This is a genomic window from Roseomonas acroporae (assembly GCF_023223525.1).
In the GTDB taxonomy this organism is placed as follows: domain Bacteria; phylum Pseudomonadota; class Alphaproteobacteria; order Acetobacterales; family Acetobacteraceae; genus Roseomonas_E; species Roseomonas_E acroporae.
Genome location: NZ_JALPRX010000029.1, coordinates 39,026 through 56,476 on the forward strand (window position 1 = coordinate 39,026; position 17,451 = coordinate 56,476).

Below are 17,451 nucleotides of genomic sequence, written 5' to 3' on the forward strand. Positions count from 1 at the left end.
CCGCGCCATCAGCCGGGAGTTGTCACCACGGCTCGGGCAGCCCGTCCTGGCCGGGAACCGGGCCCGGTCGGCATCCAGCATGTCGCCCGCGGGCCGGCCGACGGCCGTTCGCCGCCGGTGGCGAATGCCACCTCGCTTCCGATCGATCGGCGCGGACGGCAGGGCGGCGCGGTGTCGGCCCGCGCCCTCGCCGCTCCGGCACCGATGCCGCCGACGGTGCCAGTGCCGGTGCCGGTCCGCCCCCATCCGGCTCCGGAGACGGGCATGCAGAGGAGCGGCGAAGTGCGTTGCGTCGCGGCTCCCGGCCGGCCGACAATCCCCTTGCCGATCGGATCGGCCCGACGCCAACATCCGGGCCCTGGCGTGGGCCGGCGCCGGGGACAGACGAGCGGGTGGCTGGCCGGCGGACGTAAGGCGCGGCGCCGACGACCTTCGGCCCGTCCGCTACCAGGGCGATGTCGCATGACGTTCCTGCGGAGCCGGCATGACTGACGTATCGCTGACCATCGTCGGCGCGGGGTTCAGCGGCACCCTTCTCGCGCTGCATGCGCTGCGCCGATGTCCGCCCTCGACCTGCGTGCGGCTGATCGAGCGCAGCAGCCAGTTCGGCCGCGGCCAGGCCTATGCGACCGGCAATCCCAACCATCTGCTGAACGTGCCGGCGGGCCGGATGAGCGCGTTCCACGACCGGCCGCTCGATTTCCTGCGTTGGCTGCGGACGCAGCCCTGCGAGGCCGACGCGGCGCCGACCGAGCACGGCTTCGTGCCGCGCCGGCAGTTCGGCGCCTATGTCCGGCACCTGCTGAACGAGGAGCTGAAGCGCCCCGAAGCCGATGGGCGGCTGGAGCTGCTGCGCGGCGACGTTCTCGAGCTCCGGCGGGATCGGGCCGGTCTGACGCTGCGGCTCGATCGCGAGCGGGAGTTGCGGGCCGATCTCGTCGTGCTGGCGACCGGCAATTTCCCGCCCGAGCCGCCGGCGGCGGCGACGGCCACGCTGCTCAACGGCCCGCTGTTCCGCCCCGATCCCTGGGCGCCCGAGGCCTTCGCCGATCTCGACCCCGAGGCACCGGTGCTGTTGATCGGCACCGGCCTGACCACGGTCGACAGCGTGGTGTCGCTGCTGGATCGGGGGCATCGCGGCCCGATCCACGCGATCTCCCGCCGCGGTCTGTTGCCGCGGCGGCATGCCGCGCCGGCCGTGCCGCCGCCGGCGCAGCTCTTCGCCCTGCCGACCACGCTGCTGTCCCTGCTGCGGACGCTGCGGCGCGAGGCGGCGGCCGCCGAACGGGCCGGCAGCAACTGGCAGCCGGTGATCGATGCGCTGCGGCCCTTCACCCAGGATCTCTGGCAGGCCCTGTCGGCGGTGGACCGGGCCCGCTTCCTGCGGCATCTGCGGCCCTGGTGGGACGTGCATCGCCACCGCATGCCGCCGGCCGTGGCCGACCGGGTGGAGGCGACGCGGCGGGCCGGCCAGTTGCGCCTGCATCGCGGCCGGCTGCTGCGCATCGAGCCGGAGGGGCCGGACCGGGCGGTCGTGATCTTCCGTCCCTGGCGGGCGGCGACGCCGGAGCGGCTGAGCGTGTGCCGGGTGATCAACGCTGCCGGCCCCGGCTGTGACTACGATCGCATCCCGCATCCGCTCCTGCGCGGGCTGCTGCTCGACGGGCTGGCGCGGCCGGATCCCTGCCGCCTGGGGCTCGACGTCACCGATACCTGCGCCCTGCTCGGCCGCGACGGCGCCATGGCGCGCGACCTGTTCGCCGTCGGTCCGGTGACGAAGGGGCGCTTCTGGGAGATGACGGCCGTGCCCGACCTGCGCCGCCAGTGCGAGACGCTGGCCGAGCATCTGGCCACCCTGGCACGGGGGCTGGCTGCCGCCGCGCCCCGGGCCGGCTGTTGAGGACCTGTGCGCGGCTTGCCCTCAGGCGCGGGCGCGGGCGCGGCGGGGCCGGGGGTGGTTGTCGGGCAGGTTTGCGCGGGGAGGCTACCCGGACGGCTTTTCCCCGATGCCGAATGTCCCGCGGGCCGCCATCCCGACGGGATCCGGGCCCGGACGCGTGGTCACGCCCGCCGCCCAATCGGCAGGCCGAGGCTCCGGCGCAGGTCGCAGGCGATCGCGGCGAGCCGCACCTGCGGCCCTGCCCTGGCCCGGCCGGGCCGGCGCATGGCACGCGGCCCAGTCCGCGCCGGATCGGGCGCATCCGCGCACCGGTCTCATCAGAGCCGGGCGCTCAGGACATGCCCGCGAGCAGCGGTCGCAGCGCGTCCGTCACGCCGGTCAGGATGATCTGGGCGCCGATGCAGAGCAGCAGGAAGGCGGTCAGCTTGGTCGCAACCACGGTGCCCTGTGGCCCGACCCGTCGCGCCACCGCCTCGGCATTGGCATAGGCAACCCAGATCAGCGCCGCGACGGTAAGGGAGACCAGCACCGCGGACAGCACGGCGACCAGCAGCGCCCCGCTCGCCTCGGTGTCGCGCTCGGCGCCGAGGGCGATGGCGGCGGCGATGGAGCCCGGCCCCGTGGTGAGCGGCAGGGTGAGGGGGAAGAAGGCCATGCGGTCCACCGGCGCCGTGTCCATGGCACTCGGCGGCTCGGTGGCCCGTGCCGGTTCCGCCGCCAGCATGCGCCAGCCCGAGGCGGCGACGGCGAGGCCGCCCGCGATGCGCAGCGCCTCCAGCGAGATGCCGAAGAAGTTCAGCACGCGGGCGCCGAGGAACAGCGCCACGATCAGCACGATGAAGGCGTTGAGCGCGATCCGGCGCGCGAGGCGGGCGCGCTCCCTGGCGGTCAGCCAGCGTGTCATGTCGTGGAAGACGAAGGCGAGGCCGATCGGGTTGATGATGCTGAGCATCGTCGAGATGCCGAACAGCCAGTGGGTCACCAGCTTGGCGACCAGAAAGCCGTCGAGGATCATGCGTGCCCGCTCCCGTGTCCGCCCCTGTGCCGGATTCCCGGCGCCCGGCTCAGCGCAACTCGACGAGCAGCCCGGTGTCGCTGATCCGCAGCGAGCCGCTGCTGCGCTCGGAGCGGAGGCGGACCTCCACCCCGTGGTCGTTGCGGAACAGCCACTGGCTGGACCGGGTCGGTGACTCCCCCGCCTCGGCGGGCTCCGGCCGGTAGCGGCCGGGGAAATCCTCGATGCGGGCGAGGCCGAAGACGTCGCCCCTTACCGACAGGGTGGCGATGCCGGCGCCGGTGAACTCGATGCCCTGCACGGTGAAGGGGTATTCGCGGTCCTGGAAATGCAGCCGGCCGCCGCCCAGCGAGGCACCGGCGGCGAGCAGCCCGACCCGGAGCTGCTCGATCTCCAGCGTGGCGTCGGGGGTACGGGCCGGACGGCCCTCCTGCGCCGCGACGCCCAGCGCCAGGACGGCGACGAGCATCCCCGCCAGGAGCGCCGGCATCACGGCACGGAAAGGTCCCTTCACGCTCATCCTCCGGGGCAGCCATGGTTCCGCCGGGCCGTATAGCGCATGTGCCGGGGCCTGTCCCCGGCGGGCGCCTGCGCTCTCTCAGTGGAAGGGCATGAGCCAGGGCACCAGCACCAGGGAGGCGGCCATCACGATGATGGAGAACGGGACGCCGACCCTGACGAAGTCGGCGAAGGCGTAGTTGCCCGGCCCGACCACCAGCGTGTTCACCGGCGAGGAGATGGGCGTCATGAAGGCCGTGGAGGCCGCGAGCGCCACGATCATGGCGAAGGGATAGGGCGAGGCGCCGAGATCCTTGGCCACCGCCAGCGCCACCGGCGCCATCAGCACGGCCGTCGCGGTGTTGGAGATGAACAGGCCGAGCGACGCGGTGATCACGAACAGGATCGCCAGCATCGTGCGCGGCGAGGCGTTGCCGGCGGCGGCGAGCAGCGCCTCCGCCGCGAGGTCGACGCCGCCGGTGCGCTGCAGCGCCAGCGAGAAGGGAAGCATGCCGACGATCAGGACCAGGCTCTGCCAGTTGATCGCGCGGTAGGCGCTGTTGAGGTCGACGCAGCGGAACAGGCCCATCAGCAGGCAGCCGATCAGCGCGGCGTGGACGTTGGCGACGACGCCGCTGACCATCAACCCCACGGTCAGCACCAGCACCGCCACCGCCTGCGGCGCGCGGCTTGCGGCGGGCAGCACCTCCTGCATCTCGGCCGGCAGGGCGAGCACGACGAAGTCGGCGGTATCGGATTGCAGGCGGCGTATGTCGGGCCAGAAGCCGGCCAGCAGCAGCGTGTCGCCGACCTTCAGCTTCTCCTCGCGCAGCTCGGCGCCGAACACCGTCTGCCCCCGGCGCAGGCCGATCGCGGTCAGCCCGTAATCGGCGCGGACCCGCGCCTGCGGCACGGTCTGCCCTGCCAGCGAGGAGCCGGTGGGCAGGATCACCTCGACCAGCCCGATCTCCTGCGCCTTGTCGGCGAACCAGGCGCCGTCGGAGAGCGCCAGCGGCGCGACGCCGTACTCGCGCTGCAGCGCCTCGATCCCGAGCCCGGTGTCCATGACGTCGACCAGCAGGATGTCGTGCACCTGGAACTCGGTGCGCGGCGTGGGGCGGACGACCTCGTGGCGGAAGCGGTGGCCGCGCTCGATCGCCAGCAGGTTCACCCCGGCGAGGCGGTCCGAATAGTCCCCGACGCGCCGGCCGATCAGCGGCGAGCCCGGCATGACCCGCACCCGGTGCTCGCGTCCGGCCAGCCCGTACTGGCCGATCCAGTCGCGCAGGCTCGCCTGCCGCCGCGCCGCCCCGGCCCGGTCCGCGCCGCCCGCCAGCAGGCGGCGGGCGAGCAGCATGTAGAGGATGCCGAGGATCAGGATCGGCACGCCGAAGGGGGTGAAGCTGAAGAACTGGAAGCCCGCGGCGCCCTGGCGCCGCAGCTCGGCGTCGACGACGAGGTTGGGAGCGGTCGCGACCAGGGTCATCATGCCGCTGATCAGCGCGGCCACGCTGAGCGGCATCATCAGGCGGCGCGGCGGGGTGCCGGTGTTCTGGCAGATGCGCAGCACCACGGGGATGAAGATCGCGACCACCGCGGTCGAGCTCATGAAGGCGCCGAGGCCGGCGACGACCAGCATCAGCAGCACGAGCAGCCGCACCTCGCTGCCGCGCGCCTTCGCGTCGAGCCAGTCGCCGAGGTGGCGCGCGACGCCGGTGCGCACCAGCCCCTCGCCGATCACGAACAGCGCCGCGATCAGGACGATGCTGGGATCGCTGAAGCCGGCCAGCGCCTCGCCGATGGTGACGACGCCGGTGAAGGGCATGGCCACGATCATGATCAGCGCCACCGCGTCCATGCGCGGGCGGTTGACGACGAACATCACGACCGCGGCGGCGAGCAGGAGCAGGACGATCAGCAGCGACGTCGACATGGCGGTTCCGCGCGGCAGAGGGGGCGCGACGCGGCGCCCGTGACGGAAGGAGGAGACGCGCCGGCGAACCGTCGGGAAGCCGGCGGATGCCCCCATAACAGAGGGGCGGCAGCGGAGGTAGGCGCGCAGGCGTCGGCTGCCATGCGGCGCAGGAGAAAGGAACGCGCGAGGGACAGGGCGAGAGCCCGAGGGGGCAAGCCGAGAAGTCTGGGGGAAAGCCACGGGGAAGGCTGAGAAGAAGGCCGAGAAGAAGGCCGGGGGAGGGGGCGGCGGTCGTGGCGCCGCTCCCCTTCCCGGCGCGGGCGCGGCGGCCGACCCTGGCTGCCTCAGCCCAGCCCCCAGGGCAGCCCCAGCAGGAACCAGCCGGCGAAGAACAGCGTCCAGACGACGCAGAGCACCGCCACGTAGGGGAGCATGAGGGCGATCACCGTGCCGATGCCCGCATCCTGCTGGTAGCGCTGGCAGAACACCACGATCATCGCGAAGTAGGGATTGAGCGGGGTGATGGAGTTGATCGGTGAATCGCCTACCCGGTAGGCGGCCAGCACGGCCTCCGGGTCCACGTGCAGGCGCATCAGCAGCGGCACGAAGATCGGCGCGAACAGCGCCCACTTCGCGATCGCGCCGGTGAGGATGAGGTCGAGCACGAAGGTGACGACGATGAAGCCGACCAGCAGCCAGAGCGCGTCGAGGTTGGCGCGCTTGAGGATGTCGGCGAGCGAGACGGCGGCCAGCGTCGCCATGTTGGTGTAGTTGAAGTAGGCGATGAACTGGCTGATGACGAGCAGCAGCAGGATCAGCCCGGCCAGGCTGGCGATCGCCTTCTGCATCGCGGCGATGACGTCGTTCGTGCCCTTCATGGTCCGCGCGCCGATCCCGTAGGCCGCGCCGCAGACCAGGAACAGCAGGGCGATCGAGACGATCAGGCTGGTCATGAAGGGCGAGTTGCCGATGATGGCGCCCGTCGCCGGGTGGCGCAGCGGCGCGCCCGGCGGCAGCGTCAGCGCGGCGAGCAGGACGGCCACGCCGACCAGGCCCCAGAGCGCGTAGCGCAGGCCGCGCGATTCGTCCTCGGAGATACCCGAATCCGCCGGCGCCTCGTACTCGCCGGTGTAGGGGCCGAGGCGCGGCTCGATCATCCGATCGTTGATGAGGGAGATGACGATGGTGAGCATCACGACCGAGCCGATCGAGAACCAGACGTTGGCGGCGAGGTCGATGGAGAGGTTCGGGTTCACCAGGTGGATGGCGTCGTTGGTGATCTCGGTCAGGATGCCGTCGGTCGGCACGATCAGGATGTTGACCAGGAAGGCCGAGGCCACGGCGGCGAAGGCGAGGCCGAGGCCGGCGAGCGGGTGCCGGCCGACGCTGATGAAGGCCGCCGCCGCGAGCGGGATCAGCACGAGGTAGCCGGCATCCGCCGCGATCGAGGAGACGATGCCGACGAAGGTGAGGATGTAGGTCAGCGCCGCCGGCGGCGCCACGATCACCAGCTTGCGGATCAGCGTCTGGATCAGGCCCGATTCCTCGGCCACGCCGACGCCGGTCATCGCCACGATGATGACGCCGACGGCGTTGAAGTTCATGAAGTTCTGGATGAACCCCGTGAACATGAAGCGGATGCCGTCGACGGTCAGCAGGCTGCGCGCCATGGTGGTATGGTCGACGAGCTGGTCGGTCTCGATGTCGATGGTCTGGTACGAGACCCGCGCGCCGAGCATGGCGAGGATCTGCGACAGCACGATCACGACGGCGATCAGGATCACGAAGATCATCACCGGGTGCGGCACGCGGTTGCCGACCCGCTCGACCACGTCGAGGACCTTCTGCATCGCCGTCCTGTGCCCGGTGGCGGCCCCGCGCGCCGGGTCCTTCTCCTGCCCCGCTTCCGGGGTCGTGGCCGTCGCCATCAGCCCCTCGCCAGCGCGTCGAGGATGCGCGCCCAGGAGCGGATGCCCCGGCGGAAGCTCTCCAGGTTGTACTTCTCGTTCGGGCTGTGGATGCGGTCGTCCTCCAGCGCGAAGCCGGCCAGGATCACGTCCATGCCGAGCGCCTGCTTCAGCTCGTGCGTCACCGGGATCGAGCCGCCGCCTCCCACGAACACGGCCGGCTTCCCCCACTCCTCGGTCAGCGCCTCGCGCGCGCGGGCGAAGGCGGGGTCGTCGATCGGGAAGCGGATGGCGCGGCCCGAGCCGTGCTCGGCGAACGTCGCCCGGCAGTCCGCCGGCAGCCGGCTGCTGACGAATTCGCGGAACGCCGCGCGGATGGCGTGCGGGTCCTGGTCGAAGACCAGCCGGAAGGAGACCTTGGCCGAGGCGGTGGCGGGGATCACGGTCTTGAAGCCCGCGCCCTGGTAGCCGCCGCCCATGCCGTTCACCTCGCAGGTCGGGCGCGACCAGACCATCTCCAGCACGCTGCGTCCCTTCTCGCCGGCCGGCACGAAGAGGCCGACCGCGCCGAGGAAGGCGGCGGCGTCGAAGTTCAGCGAATCCCACTGCCGGCGCAGCGCCTCGGGCAGCTCCGGCACGCCGTCGTAGAAGCCGGGCAGGGTGACGCGCCCCTCGGCGTCGTGCAGATCGGCGATGATGCGGGCGAGCACGTGGTTCGGGTTCGCCGCGGCCGAGCCGTAGAAGCCCGAATGCAGGTCGCGGTCGGCGGCGTGGATGAACACCTCCTCGCCGCAGAGGCCGCGCAGCATGGTCTGGATCGCGGGCGTCGACGGGTCCCACATGGTGGTGTCGCAGATCAGCCCGATATCGGCCCGCAGCTCGGCCGCGTGGGACTTCAGGAAGGGCGGCAGGTTCACGCCGCCCGATTCCTCCTCGCCCTCCAGCAGGATGGTCATGGGGATGGGCAGGGCGCCGGTGACGGCCTTCCAGGCCCGGCAGGCCTCGACGAAGGTCATCACCTGGCCCTTGTCGTCCGAGGTGCCGCGGCCGCGCAGCACCTTCGTGCCGTCCGGCAGGGTCTCGATCACCGGGTCGAACGGGTCGCGGTCCCACAGCTCCAGCGGGTCGACCGGCTGCACGTCGTAGTGGCCGTAGAACAGCGCCCGCGGCCCGCCGCCGCCGCGCGCATGGCCGACCACGATCGGATGGCCGGGCGTCGCATGCGACACCGCGTCGAAGCCGATGGTCTTCAGGTCCGCGACATGCCAGTCCGCGCAGGCCCGGCACTCGGCGGCGTAGGCCGGATCGGTCGAGATGGAGCGGATCCGCAGCAGGGCGAAGAGTCGGCCGAGCGCGGCCTCGAGGTCGGTGTCGATGCGCGCCAGCACCTGGTCGAGCTTGTCCATGGGAACTCCGCGTCCGGGATGCCCCGGCATGCCGGCAGCGGGGTGGCGCGGGCAGGTGGCGGCGGCCCGGCCGGCGCCTGTCCGGCGCGCCCGGTCGTTCCGCCGGCGCCCTCCTCCCGTACCCGGCGGCGCGCCAGCGCCCGGCCTGCCGCCACGGTCCCCGCCGTCGCTGCCGCGGCGGGCCGGGCCAGGATATCCGGGCCGGGCGGTGCTGGCATGGGCCGGGCATGCCGCGGCTGTGCCCGCCGTCCCAAGGCACGGAACGTTCCGCGTCCTGCGCATGGCACGCCCATGCCCTGGGCCATCGCCCGCGCCACGCCCTGCCTGCCCGGCCTGTTCCCGATCGTGGCCCTGCCCGTCGCCCGACTCGGGCAGCCGGCACGGCGCCGCGGGCCGGCCATCGCCCGGTACCACAGGCGCGACCCGCCTTCTCCGGCACCCTCGCCACCGTCCGACGCCAGATCCGGCGCGAGCAGGGTTTCCTCACGGCCGCGACCACGGGCGAGCATGTGATACCGGCCCGCGCGGGTCCCGACTCGTGCGGACCGGTATCGCGCGTGGGATCGGTGGGGCGGCCGGGCGCAGAACCGACGAATCATGCGGCTCCGCACTCGTGCGGCCCCGTATGAAACCCGCACCGGCCCTCCGTGGCGCCATCACCCATGCCCTCCGCCGCGCCGCCTGATCGGCCAGAGCCGAACGGAGGCATGGTTTCCCCGGCACGGCAAACCGGGCTGCGACGGGGAGATGATCCCCGATTTACCGACGCTTGACGTCTGGCAGGCAATCTGGCCGCCGACAGAAAGCGAGGATGACAGGTCTTGTCGATCCGGGACCCTTCGGTAGGGCGGGCGCCGCTGTGAAAACCCGCCGGAACTGGCAATCGCCTGCCTGTCGGGAAATGGCCGGTGCGCGCCGAGATGCAGCCTGCGCCCATACCGCGCCGACTGGCCATCACTCCCTCCCGGATGGGCCCGGCCTCTGGAACGGAAGCCATCGTTGCGACGCGGATGGATACGTTCGGCCATCCAGCAACCGGTGCACGGATGACGCGCGACTGATTGCCAGCGCCGGCAGCTACACGGCCGGCCTCCGGCTCAACCGCCATCCGAATATGTCCAACGGCCAATCGCGGCGGCACGCCTTCCCGAACCGGCCAGGTGATCTCCGCCGCTCTTGCTCATCCCCATCCGCGAAAAGGCCAGGGCGCCAACCGTAACGCGCCGGGCCGAACGCCTTTCCACACGTCGCCCTCGCCGAAGGCGGGGTGGACGCCCCTGAACGACCCATTCCCCGAACCCACCAGGAGCACGGCAGACCATGAGCGCCAACATCATCACGAACGGCGATTTCAGCACCGACACCAGCGGCTGGAGCCTGGGGGCCGGGGCGACCTACATCCCGGGCTACTATGTCGAGTTCAACATGGGCGGATCGCTGACCTACAACACCCCCATCGCGAATGCCGGGACTTACACCCTTAGTTTCGATTTGTTTACTTACTTGCCATCAGATGCAGTGGATGTGCTGATCAATGGCGCGCCGGTAACCACTGCCTATGGCGTCATGTTTTCCTTCTCGACCCCCCTGACTCTCGGAGCCGGGGATGTGCTGAGCTTTCAAAACAGTCTCGCGAATTCTTATTACACTGACATCGACAATATTTCCCTCACGCTGGCCAACAGCGTTCCCACGAGCGGGCCGACGCTCCTCGGCAACGCGACCGAGGGCCAGATTCTGACGGCGGATGCAACCGGCATCGCGGATGCGGACGGGATCTCGCCGGGCGCGGTCGGCTACCAGTGGGAGCGCGACGACGGGCAGGGCGGCTGGACGGCCATCGGCGGTGCGACGGACGGCACCTACACGCTGTCGCAGGCGGATGCCGGGCACCAGGTGCGGGCGGTGGCCAGCTACATCGACGATGGCGGCACGGCGGAGAGCATCGCCAGCACGCCGACGGCGGTGGTGGACGCGCTGCCGCGGGTGAGCGGGGTCTCCGTCACCAACACGAGCGGCGAGCAGTGGCCGGCCTACTTCAACGCCGGCGACACGATCGACATCACCGTCACCATGTCGGAGGCCGTGACGCTGAACGGCGGCGTCGCCACGCTGATCCTGTCGAACGGCGCGGTGGTGACCGCGGGCAGCGTGTCGGGCGTCGGCAACGACCAGCTGGTCTTCCACTACACCGTCGCCGACGGGCAGGACGCCCCCTCCATCGACGCCATCGGACTGAGCCTCGACGGCGGCGCGACCCTGGTCGACGCCAACGGCAACGCCGCGGTGCTCGCCATCGCGCCGATGCCGCTCCTGGACGGCCCCTGGCCCATCACCATCGACACGACGCCGCCCACGGGCGTGCCGACGATCACCCATATTTCCCCGGACGGGGGCTTCGACGGCAGCGACGGCATGACCAGCACCGGCGCGGTGACGGTCTACGGCACGGCCACCTCGGGCGCCTGGGTCCACGTCTATGACGGAACCACGCTGCTCGGCACCGCCATCGCCGGCCCCAACGGCGAGTGGAGCTACGCCCCCGGCACCGCCTTCTCGCAGGGCACGCACAGCCTGACCGCGCGCGAGTTCGACGACGCCGGCAACGAAAGCACCGCCTCGGCCGTCTTCGACGTGGAGGTGCACACCGCCAGCGTCGCCACCCCCACGCTCGACAGCGTCGACGCCCTGGTCAACGCGCTGCCCGGCGTCTCCGGCACCGGCATCGCCGGCACGCAGATCATCCTCAGCGGCGGCGGCCTCGCCCAGCCCCTCACCACCACGGTGCAGCAGGACGGCACCTGGCACATCGACCTCGCCCCGGGCGCCGTCCCCGACGGCAACCAGACCCTGACCGCGACGGCGATGGACCCGTGGGGCAACACCTCCGCCGGCGCCAGCCGCAGCTTCGTCCTCGACAGCACCGCCCCCGCCGCCCCGGTCGTGGCCTCGATCACCCCCGACACCGGTACCGTCGGCGACGGCCAGACCGCCACGGGCGCGGTCACGGTGCACGGCACGGCCGAGGCCAACAGCACCGTCGTGCTCTACGACGGCGACAACTACATCGGCCAGGCCGTTGCCGACAATGGCGGCAACTGGAGCATCAGCCTGGCCGCACACCCGCTCGCCGAGGGCAGCCATGGCCTGAGCGCCACCGCCTCCGACGCGGCCGGCAACTACTCCGACATCTCCGCCACCAGGACCGTCGTCGTCGACACCGTCGCCCCGGCGCTGCCCGTGATCGGCGGCGTCACGCCCGACAACGGCCTTTCCGCCACGGACCGGATCACCAACACCACCACGCCGCACATCACCGGCACCGCCGAGGCCGGCAGCAAGGTCATCGTCTTCGACGGCAGCACCAGCCTCGGCACCACCTTCGCCGACAGCAGCGGCAACTGGTCGCTCAGCCTCGCCACCCATCCGCTGAGCCTGGGCACGCACAACATCCGTGCCGGCGCCACCGACGGGGCCGGCAACTACTCCGGCCTCTCCGCCACCACCACGGTGACGATCGACACCGTCGCCCCCGCCGCCCCGGTCGGCACCGCGCTGCTGCCCGATACCGGCCTCTCCGACCATGACGGCATCACTAGCACCGGCGCGGTGAGCATCCAGGGCACCGCCGAGTCCGGCAGCACGGTCAGGGTCTACGAAGGCCAGACGCTGCTCGGCAGCGCCACCACCGACACCCAGGGCGTCTGGTCGCTGGACCTGACCCTGGCCGAGGGCAGCCACAACCTGAGCGCGACAGCCACCGACGTGGCCGGCAACGTCTCCGGCGGCAACCCGGTCGGCATGCTGGTGATCGACCTGACCAACCCCGCCGAGCCGGTCGTCACCGCGATCAGCCCCGACAGCGGCGCCTCGGCCAGCGACGGCATCACCAACACCGGCGCCGTGACGCTCTCCGGCACCGCCGAGGCCGGCAGCACGGTCAAGGTCTACGAAGGTCAGACGCTGCTCGGCAGCGCCACCGCCACGGGCGGCCACTGGTCCATCGCCACCACCCTGGCCGAGGGCAGCCACAGCCTGACCGCCACGGCCACCGACACGGCCGGCAACGTCTCCACCGCCGCCGCCGCCGACGTGACGGTGGACCTCACCGCCCCGGCCAGCCCGCAGATCACCGGCCTGACCAACGACGAGGGCTTCTCCGCCATCGACGGCCAGACGCGCCTCGGCAACGGCACCCTCTCCGGCACCGCCGAGGCCGACGCCACCGTCATCCTGCGCGACGGTGCCGGCGTCATCGGCAGCGTCACCGCCGACAGCAGCGGCGGCTGGAGCTACAGCCTCGCCGGCGCCCCGCTCGGCAACGGCCTCCACGCGCTGACCGCCACGGCCACCGACGCGGCCGGCAACGTCTCCGCCGCCTCGGCCACCTACGCCGTGGACGTCCTCGCCACCACGATCGCCGCGCCCGCCATCGACAGCATCCCCGCCCTCGGCAACCAGGCGCTGTCGCAGATCAGCGGCACCGCGCCGGCGGGCAGCCACGTCGCCGTCGCCAACGGCGGCACCGAGCTCGGCACCGCCACCGCAGACGGCAGCGGCCACTGGACCCTGACGCTCGACTCCCCGCTCGGCGAGGGCAGCCACAGCCTCGGCGCCGTGGCGATGGACCTCTACGGCAACACCGCCGGCACTGCCGTCAACACCGACTTCACCATCGACCTCACCCCGCCGGCCGCGCCGGGCGCCATCGGCATCGCGCCCGATGACGGCCTGCTGCCGACCGACGGCATCGTCCACAACGGCGCGCTGACCCTCTCGGGCACCGCCGAGGCGGGCATCACCGTCGTGCTGCGCGACGGCAACACCCAGCTCGGCACCGCCGTCGCCGACCAGGCCGGCCAGTGGCACTACACCCTCGCCACCCCGCTCGCCGAGGGCAGCCACGCGCTGAGCGTCACCGCCCGGGACGCCGCCGGCAACGAATCGGCCGCCAGCGGCCGCACGGTGGTGGTCGACCAGACCGCCCCCGGCGCCCCGGTGCTGCTCGGCATCACCCCCGACAACGGCGTCTCCGCCCATGACGGGCTGACCAGCACCGGCGCCGTCACCGTCCACGGCACCGCCGAGGCCGGCAGCACGGTCGCCGTCTACGAAGGGCTGGTCTATCTCGGCCCGGCCCAGACCGGCCAGGACGGCCACTGGAGCCTGACGCTCGCCGCCCCGCTCGCCGAGGGCAGCCACGGCCTGACCGCGGTGGCGCTGGACGCGGCGGGCAACGTCTCCGCCCTCTCGGCAGCCTACACCGTCACGGTCGACACCACCGCCCCCGGCCTGCCCACCTTCGACCCCATCGCCGGCCTGCGCGCCGACGGCTCGGTGCGTGGTGGCGGCCTGCTGCTCGAGGGCAGCGGCAGCCTCGGCACCCAGGTGCTGGTCCAGGACGGCAACACCACCCTCGGCACCGCCACGGTGGACAATGCCGGCCACTGGCAGCTCGACCTCGCCGGCACGCCGCTCGCCTTCGGTACGCACAGCCTCACCGCCCGCGCCGTCGACGCGGCCGGCAACCTCTCGGCCGCCACCATGCCCGAGGCGGTGCACGTCCTCACCCCCGCCGCCCACACCGCCTCCGACGGCGACGGCGACGGGCGCACCGACCTCCTGGTGCAGCAGGCGGGCACCAGCAACGTCGTGTTCTTCACCATGGACGCCAACCACGTCACCAGCGGCACCTTCACCGGCGCCCCGGGCGAGGGCTGGCACGCCGTGGCCATGGCCGACTTCGACGGCAACGGCCAGGCCGACCTGCTGCTGCGCCAGCCCGACGGCTCGCTGGTCGAGTGGACGCTGCAGAACGGCCAGCTCCAGGCCAGCAACCTTGTCGCCCCGCTCGAGAACAGCTGGCGCGTGGCCGGCACCGGCGACCTCGACGGCGACGGCCGCAGCGACATCCTGCTCCAGCACGAGAGCGGCGACGTCGTCATGTTCGCCATGAACGGCGCCGCCATCACCGGCGGCGCCCTGCTCAGCCACCTCGACCCGAGCTGGACGGTGCTCGGCACCGGCGACTTCGACGGCAACGGCCGCAGCGACATCCTGCTGCGCAACAGCGACGGCACCGTCGCCGAGTGGCAGGTCGCCAACGGCCAGGTCAGCGGGGGCGGCCTCGTCGCCATGATCGGCGACGACTGGACCTTCAAGGCCGCCGCCGACTTCGCCGGCACCGGCCACGACGACATGCTCTGGCAGGACGCCCAGGGCAACCTCGCCCTGTTCACCATGAACGGCCACGAGATCACCGCGGGCTACCGCCCCGGCCAGCTGCCCACCGGCTGGACCCTCCAGGCCACCGGCGACTACGACGGCAACGGCACCGCCGACCTCATCCTCCGCGACGCCGGCGGCAACCTCGCCATCTGGACCTTCGCCAACCAGCAGCTCGCCCAGATCGGCGCCGCCGGGCACATCGGCTCCGACTGGAGCATCGTGTGACGGGCCGGCGTCCGATCCGCCGCTGACGCGCCGCCGCCTCGCCACCGGCAGGCGGCGGCAAGTCGGCCCCCACGCGGAACGGCATGAACGCCGACCGGGCCAGCAGAGCGCCGGCGGCGGGATCGGGGCGGGCCACACACGGTGCGGCCCGCCCCTTCTAATCGGCCACGCTCGAGATCGGCCGGCGCCGGCCAGGCCGGTCGGCGCCGTCAGGGCGGCGGGACACCATGCGAGCCTGCCCCCCGGCCATCCGTCCGGGCACGAACCTCCGGAGGCCTGCTCAACCCTCCCCGCCCGCCTCGATCATCCGGCGCAACGTGTAGAGCGCCGCCATGCGCTCGGCCGGGTTGAGCGGGCCCAGCGTCTCCTCGGTGATGCGCCGGACGCTCGGGATCATCGCCGAGAGCAGCGCCCGCCCGGCCGGCGTCAGGCTCAGGATCACCTTGCGCCGGTCGCCGGCATCGGCGAGCGCCGCCAGCAGGCCGCGACGGCGCAGACGCTCGATGATGCCGCGGATGGTCGCCTGGTCGATGCCGGTGGCGCGGATCAGATCGGTCTGCGTGCCGGGCCCGAGGTCGTGCAGGGCGCACAGGGTCACGAACTGCACCGAGGTGAGGTGCGGGTCGGCGCTCAGGCGCTGGAAGATGGCGAGGTGGCGCTGGTAGGCGCGGCGCAGCAGGTAGCCGATCTGCTGCGCGAAGTCGTATCCCTCCAGCGCCGCGGCGCCCTCCGGCACCGCCGCCGGCGGCCGGGTCGCCATCCCGACCGGGTCGCCGCTGCCGGGCTGGTCGCCCGTGGGCTGCCGGATCGCCGTCCGGTGTCTGGTGGTCGATCGTGCCATGGCGCGCCGGCTATGCGCGAAGGCGGCCGGCCGGACAAGACCGGCACGATGCGGGCGGCGCGGCGACGGATGATCGGCCGTCCCCGCCCCGCCCTGGCCGCCTCGCGACCGCCCCCCTAGCGGGCGTCCCTCCCATGAGCGTCCCCCTCATGGTCATCCCCCTCATGGTCGCGCCATGAGGCGCCCGCCGCCTCAGCGCGGCAGCGAGGCCGCCGGGGCCACCACCTTGCCGCCAGCCACCACCAGCTCGCCGTCCAGCGCCACGTCGCAGCCGCGCAGGGGGATGTCCATGTGGCAGGGCGTCTTGCGGCTGCCGCCGACCTCGGTGTTGGGGCCGGTGGAGAACAGGAAATTGCCGGCGTAGGCACGGGCATCCATGCCGATGCCGTCGTTCTTGTCGTGCAGGCCGAGCGCGGTCCACTGCGCGCGGTCCTGCAGGCCCCAGCCGAGGTGGGAGATGCCGTACACCTCGGGATCCTTGAAGTAGGCCATGTAGTCGCGCAGGTACTCGGCCTCGAAGCCGCCATGGATGCCGCGCACGAAGCCGCCCTGGATCTCCAGCGTGATCCGCTCGCGCGCATAGGTCTTGAAGGGCAGCAGGATGTCGCCGACGTCGATCACCAGGGTGCCCTCGGCGGTCTCCTCGTTCGGCCAGGTGAACAGGAAGCCGCTCGGCCAGTGGTCCCAGCGGCCGGGGGCGTCGGCGAAGCCGTATTCCGTGACCGTCGGGTACTGGCCGAGGGTGGCGCGGAAGTCGCTGCCGGCCTTCGACGTCACCGAGATCGAGCGCGCCTTCTGCAGCACCGCGGCGGCGGCCTCGACGCGCTCCTTGTCCTGCATGGTGGGCAGCATGCGCGCCAGCAGCTCCGGCGGCTCGACGGCGAGCAGCATGCGGGTGCCGGTCTTCAGGATCTGCTCCTGCTCGGGCGAGTGGAGCAGCATCATCGTGTCCACGATCAGGTCGGCGCATTCCAGCGCGCGCTGCGCCGCCTTGTGGCCGGTCAGCGCCGTGTCGCCGCAATAGCCGGTGAGGTCGTTGCCCATGGCGCGCGGGTGGTTGAAGGAGGGCAGCTCGACGCCGAACACCCGGGCGCCGAGGCGCTGCGCGGCCGCCATCGCCGCGCGCACGGTGCGCTGGTTCGAGTAGTGGCTGCTCAGCACCGCCACGCTCTGCGTCTCGTCGACCTTGGACAGGCGCAGCACGTGCTCGAACATCTGCGTGAGCTCGGTGTCGCTGACGGGCATCGGTGCTTCCTTGGCCAGGGGTTGCGGCCCCACCGTGGATACCGGGGCGGATGCCGGGAAGGCTCCCGGCGCGCCGCGGCGGGGTTGCGGCGGCAGGTCCGCGATCGGCGGCGGGGCGGGATAGGGGCGGCACCCCGCCCCAGCGTGTACCCGGTTGATCGCCCAGCTTCAAGGCGATTGCGCCACCGCCGGGCAGAAGCGCCACGAAACGTGCCGGCAGGGCGCGCACAAGCCCACGAAAGCGGCAGCCGAATGCCCGGTGCGGGCTCGC

General features: G+C 72.3%; 9 protein-coding genes. 2 read left to right on the forward strand and 7 right to left on the reverse strand.

Going from position 1 to position 17,451, the window contains the following annotated elements:
- The first annotated feature begins 484 nt into the window (after positions 1–484).
- Entirely contained in the window at positions 485–1,900 is a 1,416-nt protein-coding gene (locus M0638_RS07860) for an FAD/NAD(P)-binding protein (protein WP_248666417.1), read from the forward strand.
- A 331-nt stretch (positions 1,901–2,231) separates the two neighbouring features.
- On the opposite strand, the gene M0638_RS07865 is transcribed toward M0638_RS07860, so the two are convergent.
- The 5 genes from M0638_RS07865 to M0638_RS07885 all read right to left on the reverse strand — a co-directional run bounded on the left by M0638_RS07865 (position 2,232) and on the right by M0638_RS07885 (position 8,641).
- A complete protein-coding gene (locus M0638_RS07865) occupies positions 2,232–2,915 on the reverse strand; it encodes a MarC family protein (RefSeq protein ID WP_248666418.1) in 684 nt (227 codons plus the stop codon).
- A gap of 49 nt (positions 2,916–2,964) precedes the next feature.
- Entirely contained in the window at positions 2,965–3,429 is a 465-nt protein-coding gene (locus M0638_RS07870) for a hypothetical protein (RefSeq protein ID WP_248666419.1), read from the reverse strand.
- Positions 3,430–3,513: 84 nt separating this feature from the next.
- Positions 3,514–5,346: an SLC13 family permease gene (locus M0638_RS07875; RefSeq protein WP_248666420.1), complete on the reverse strand. Its 1,833-nt coding sequence runs from the start codon at positions 5,344–5,346 to the stop codon at positions 3,514–3,516.
- Between the two features lie 326 nt (positions 5,347–5,672).
- On the reverse strand, positions 5,673–7,256 hold the full coding sequence (locus M0638_RS07880) for an AbgT family transporter (protein ID WP_248666421.1): 1,584 nt from the start codon (positions 7,254–7,256) through the stop codon (positions 5,673–5,675).
- Positions 7,256–8,641, reverse strand: a complete 1,386-nt coding sequence (locus M0638_RS07885; RefSeq protein ID WP_248666422.1) for a M20/M25/M40 family metallo-hydrolase — start codon at positions 8,639–8,641, stop codon at positions 7,256–7,258. The genes M0638_RS07880 and M0638_RS07885 overlap by 1 nt, the downstream gene beginning before the upstream one ends.
- Before the next feature lie 1,320 nt (positions 8,642–9,961).
- Between M0638_RS07885 and M0638_RS07890 the strand changes: the two genes are divergently transcribed.
- Positions 9,962–15,094, forward strand: coding sequence for an Ig-like domain-containing protein (locus M0638_RS07890; protein ID WP_248666423.1), 5,133 nt, complete (start codon positions 9,962–9,964; stop codon positions 15,092–15,094).
- A 280-nt stretch (positions 15,095–15,374) separates the two neighbouring features.
- Here the strand turns inward: M0638_RS07890 and M0638_RS07895 are convergent, their stop codons facing one another.
- Positions 15,375–15,935, reverse strand: coding sequence for a MarR family winged helix-turn-helix transcriptional regulator (locus M0638_RS07895; RefSeq protein ID WP_248666424.1), 561 nt, complete (start codon positions 15,933–15,935; stop codon positions 15,375–15,377).
- A 192-nt stretch (positions 15,936–16,127) separates the two neighbouring features.
- Entirely contained in the window at positions 16,128–17,180 is a 1,053-nt protein-coding gene (locus M0638_RS07900) for a M29 family metallopeptidase (protein WP_248666425.1), read from the reverse strand.
- Positions 17,181–17,451: the final 271 nt, after the last annotated feature.

Coding starts and splice junctions, on each gene's coding strand:
- M0638_RS07860 (WP_248666417.1), top strand. CDS start 485: ATGACTGACGTATCGCTGACCATCGTCGGCGCGGGGTTCAGCGGCACC.
- M0638_RS07865 (WP_248666418.1), bottom strand. CDS start 2,915: ATGATCCTCGACGGCTTTCTGGTCGCCAAGCTGGTGACCCACTGGCTG.
- M0638_RS07875 (WP_248666420.1), bottom strand. CDS start 5,346: ATGTCGACGTCGCTGCTGATCGTCCTGCTCCTGCTCGCCGCCGCGGTC.
- M0638_RS07880 (WP_248666421.1), bottom strand. CDS start 7,256: ATGGCGACGGCCACGACCCCGGAAGCGGGGCAGGAGAAGGACCCGGCG.
- M0638_RS07885 (WP_248666422.1), bottom strand. CDS start 8,641: ATGGACAAGCTCGACCAGGTGCTGGCGCGCATCGACACCGACCTCGAG.
- M0638_RS07890 (WP_248666423.1), top strand. CDS start 9,962: ATGAGCGCCAACATCATCACGAACGGCGATTTCAGCACCGACACCAGC.
- M0638_RS07895 (WP_248666424.1), bottom strand. CDS start 15,935: ATGGCACGATCGACCACCAGACACCGGACGGCGATCCGGCAGCCCACG.
- M0638_RS07900 (WP_248666425.1), bottom strand. CDS start 17,180: ATGCCCGTCAGCGACACCGAGCTCACGCAGATGTTCGAGCACGTGCTG.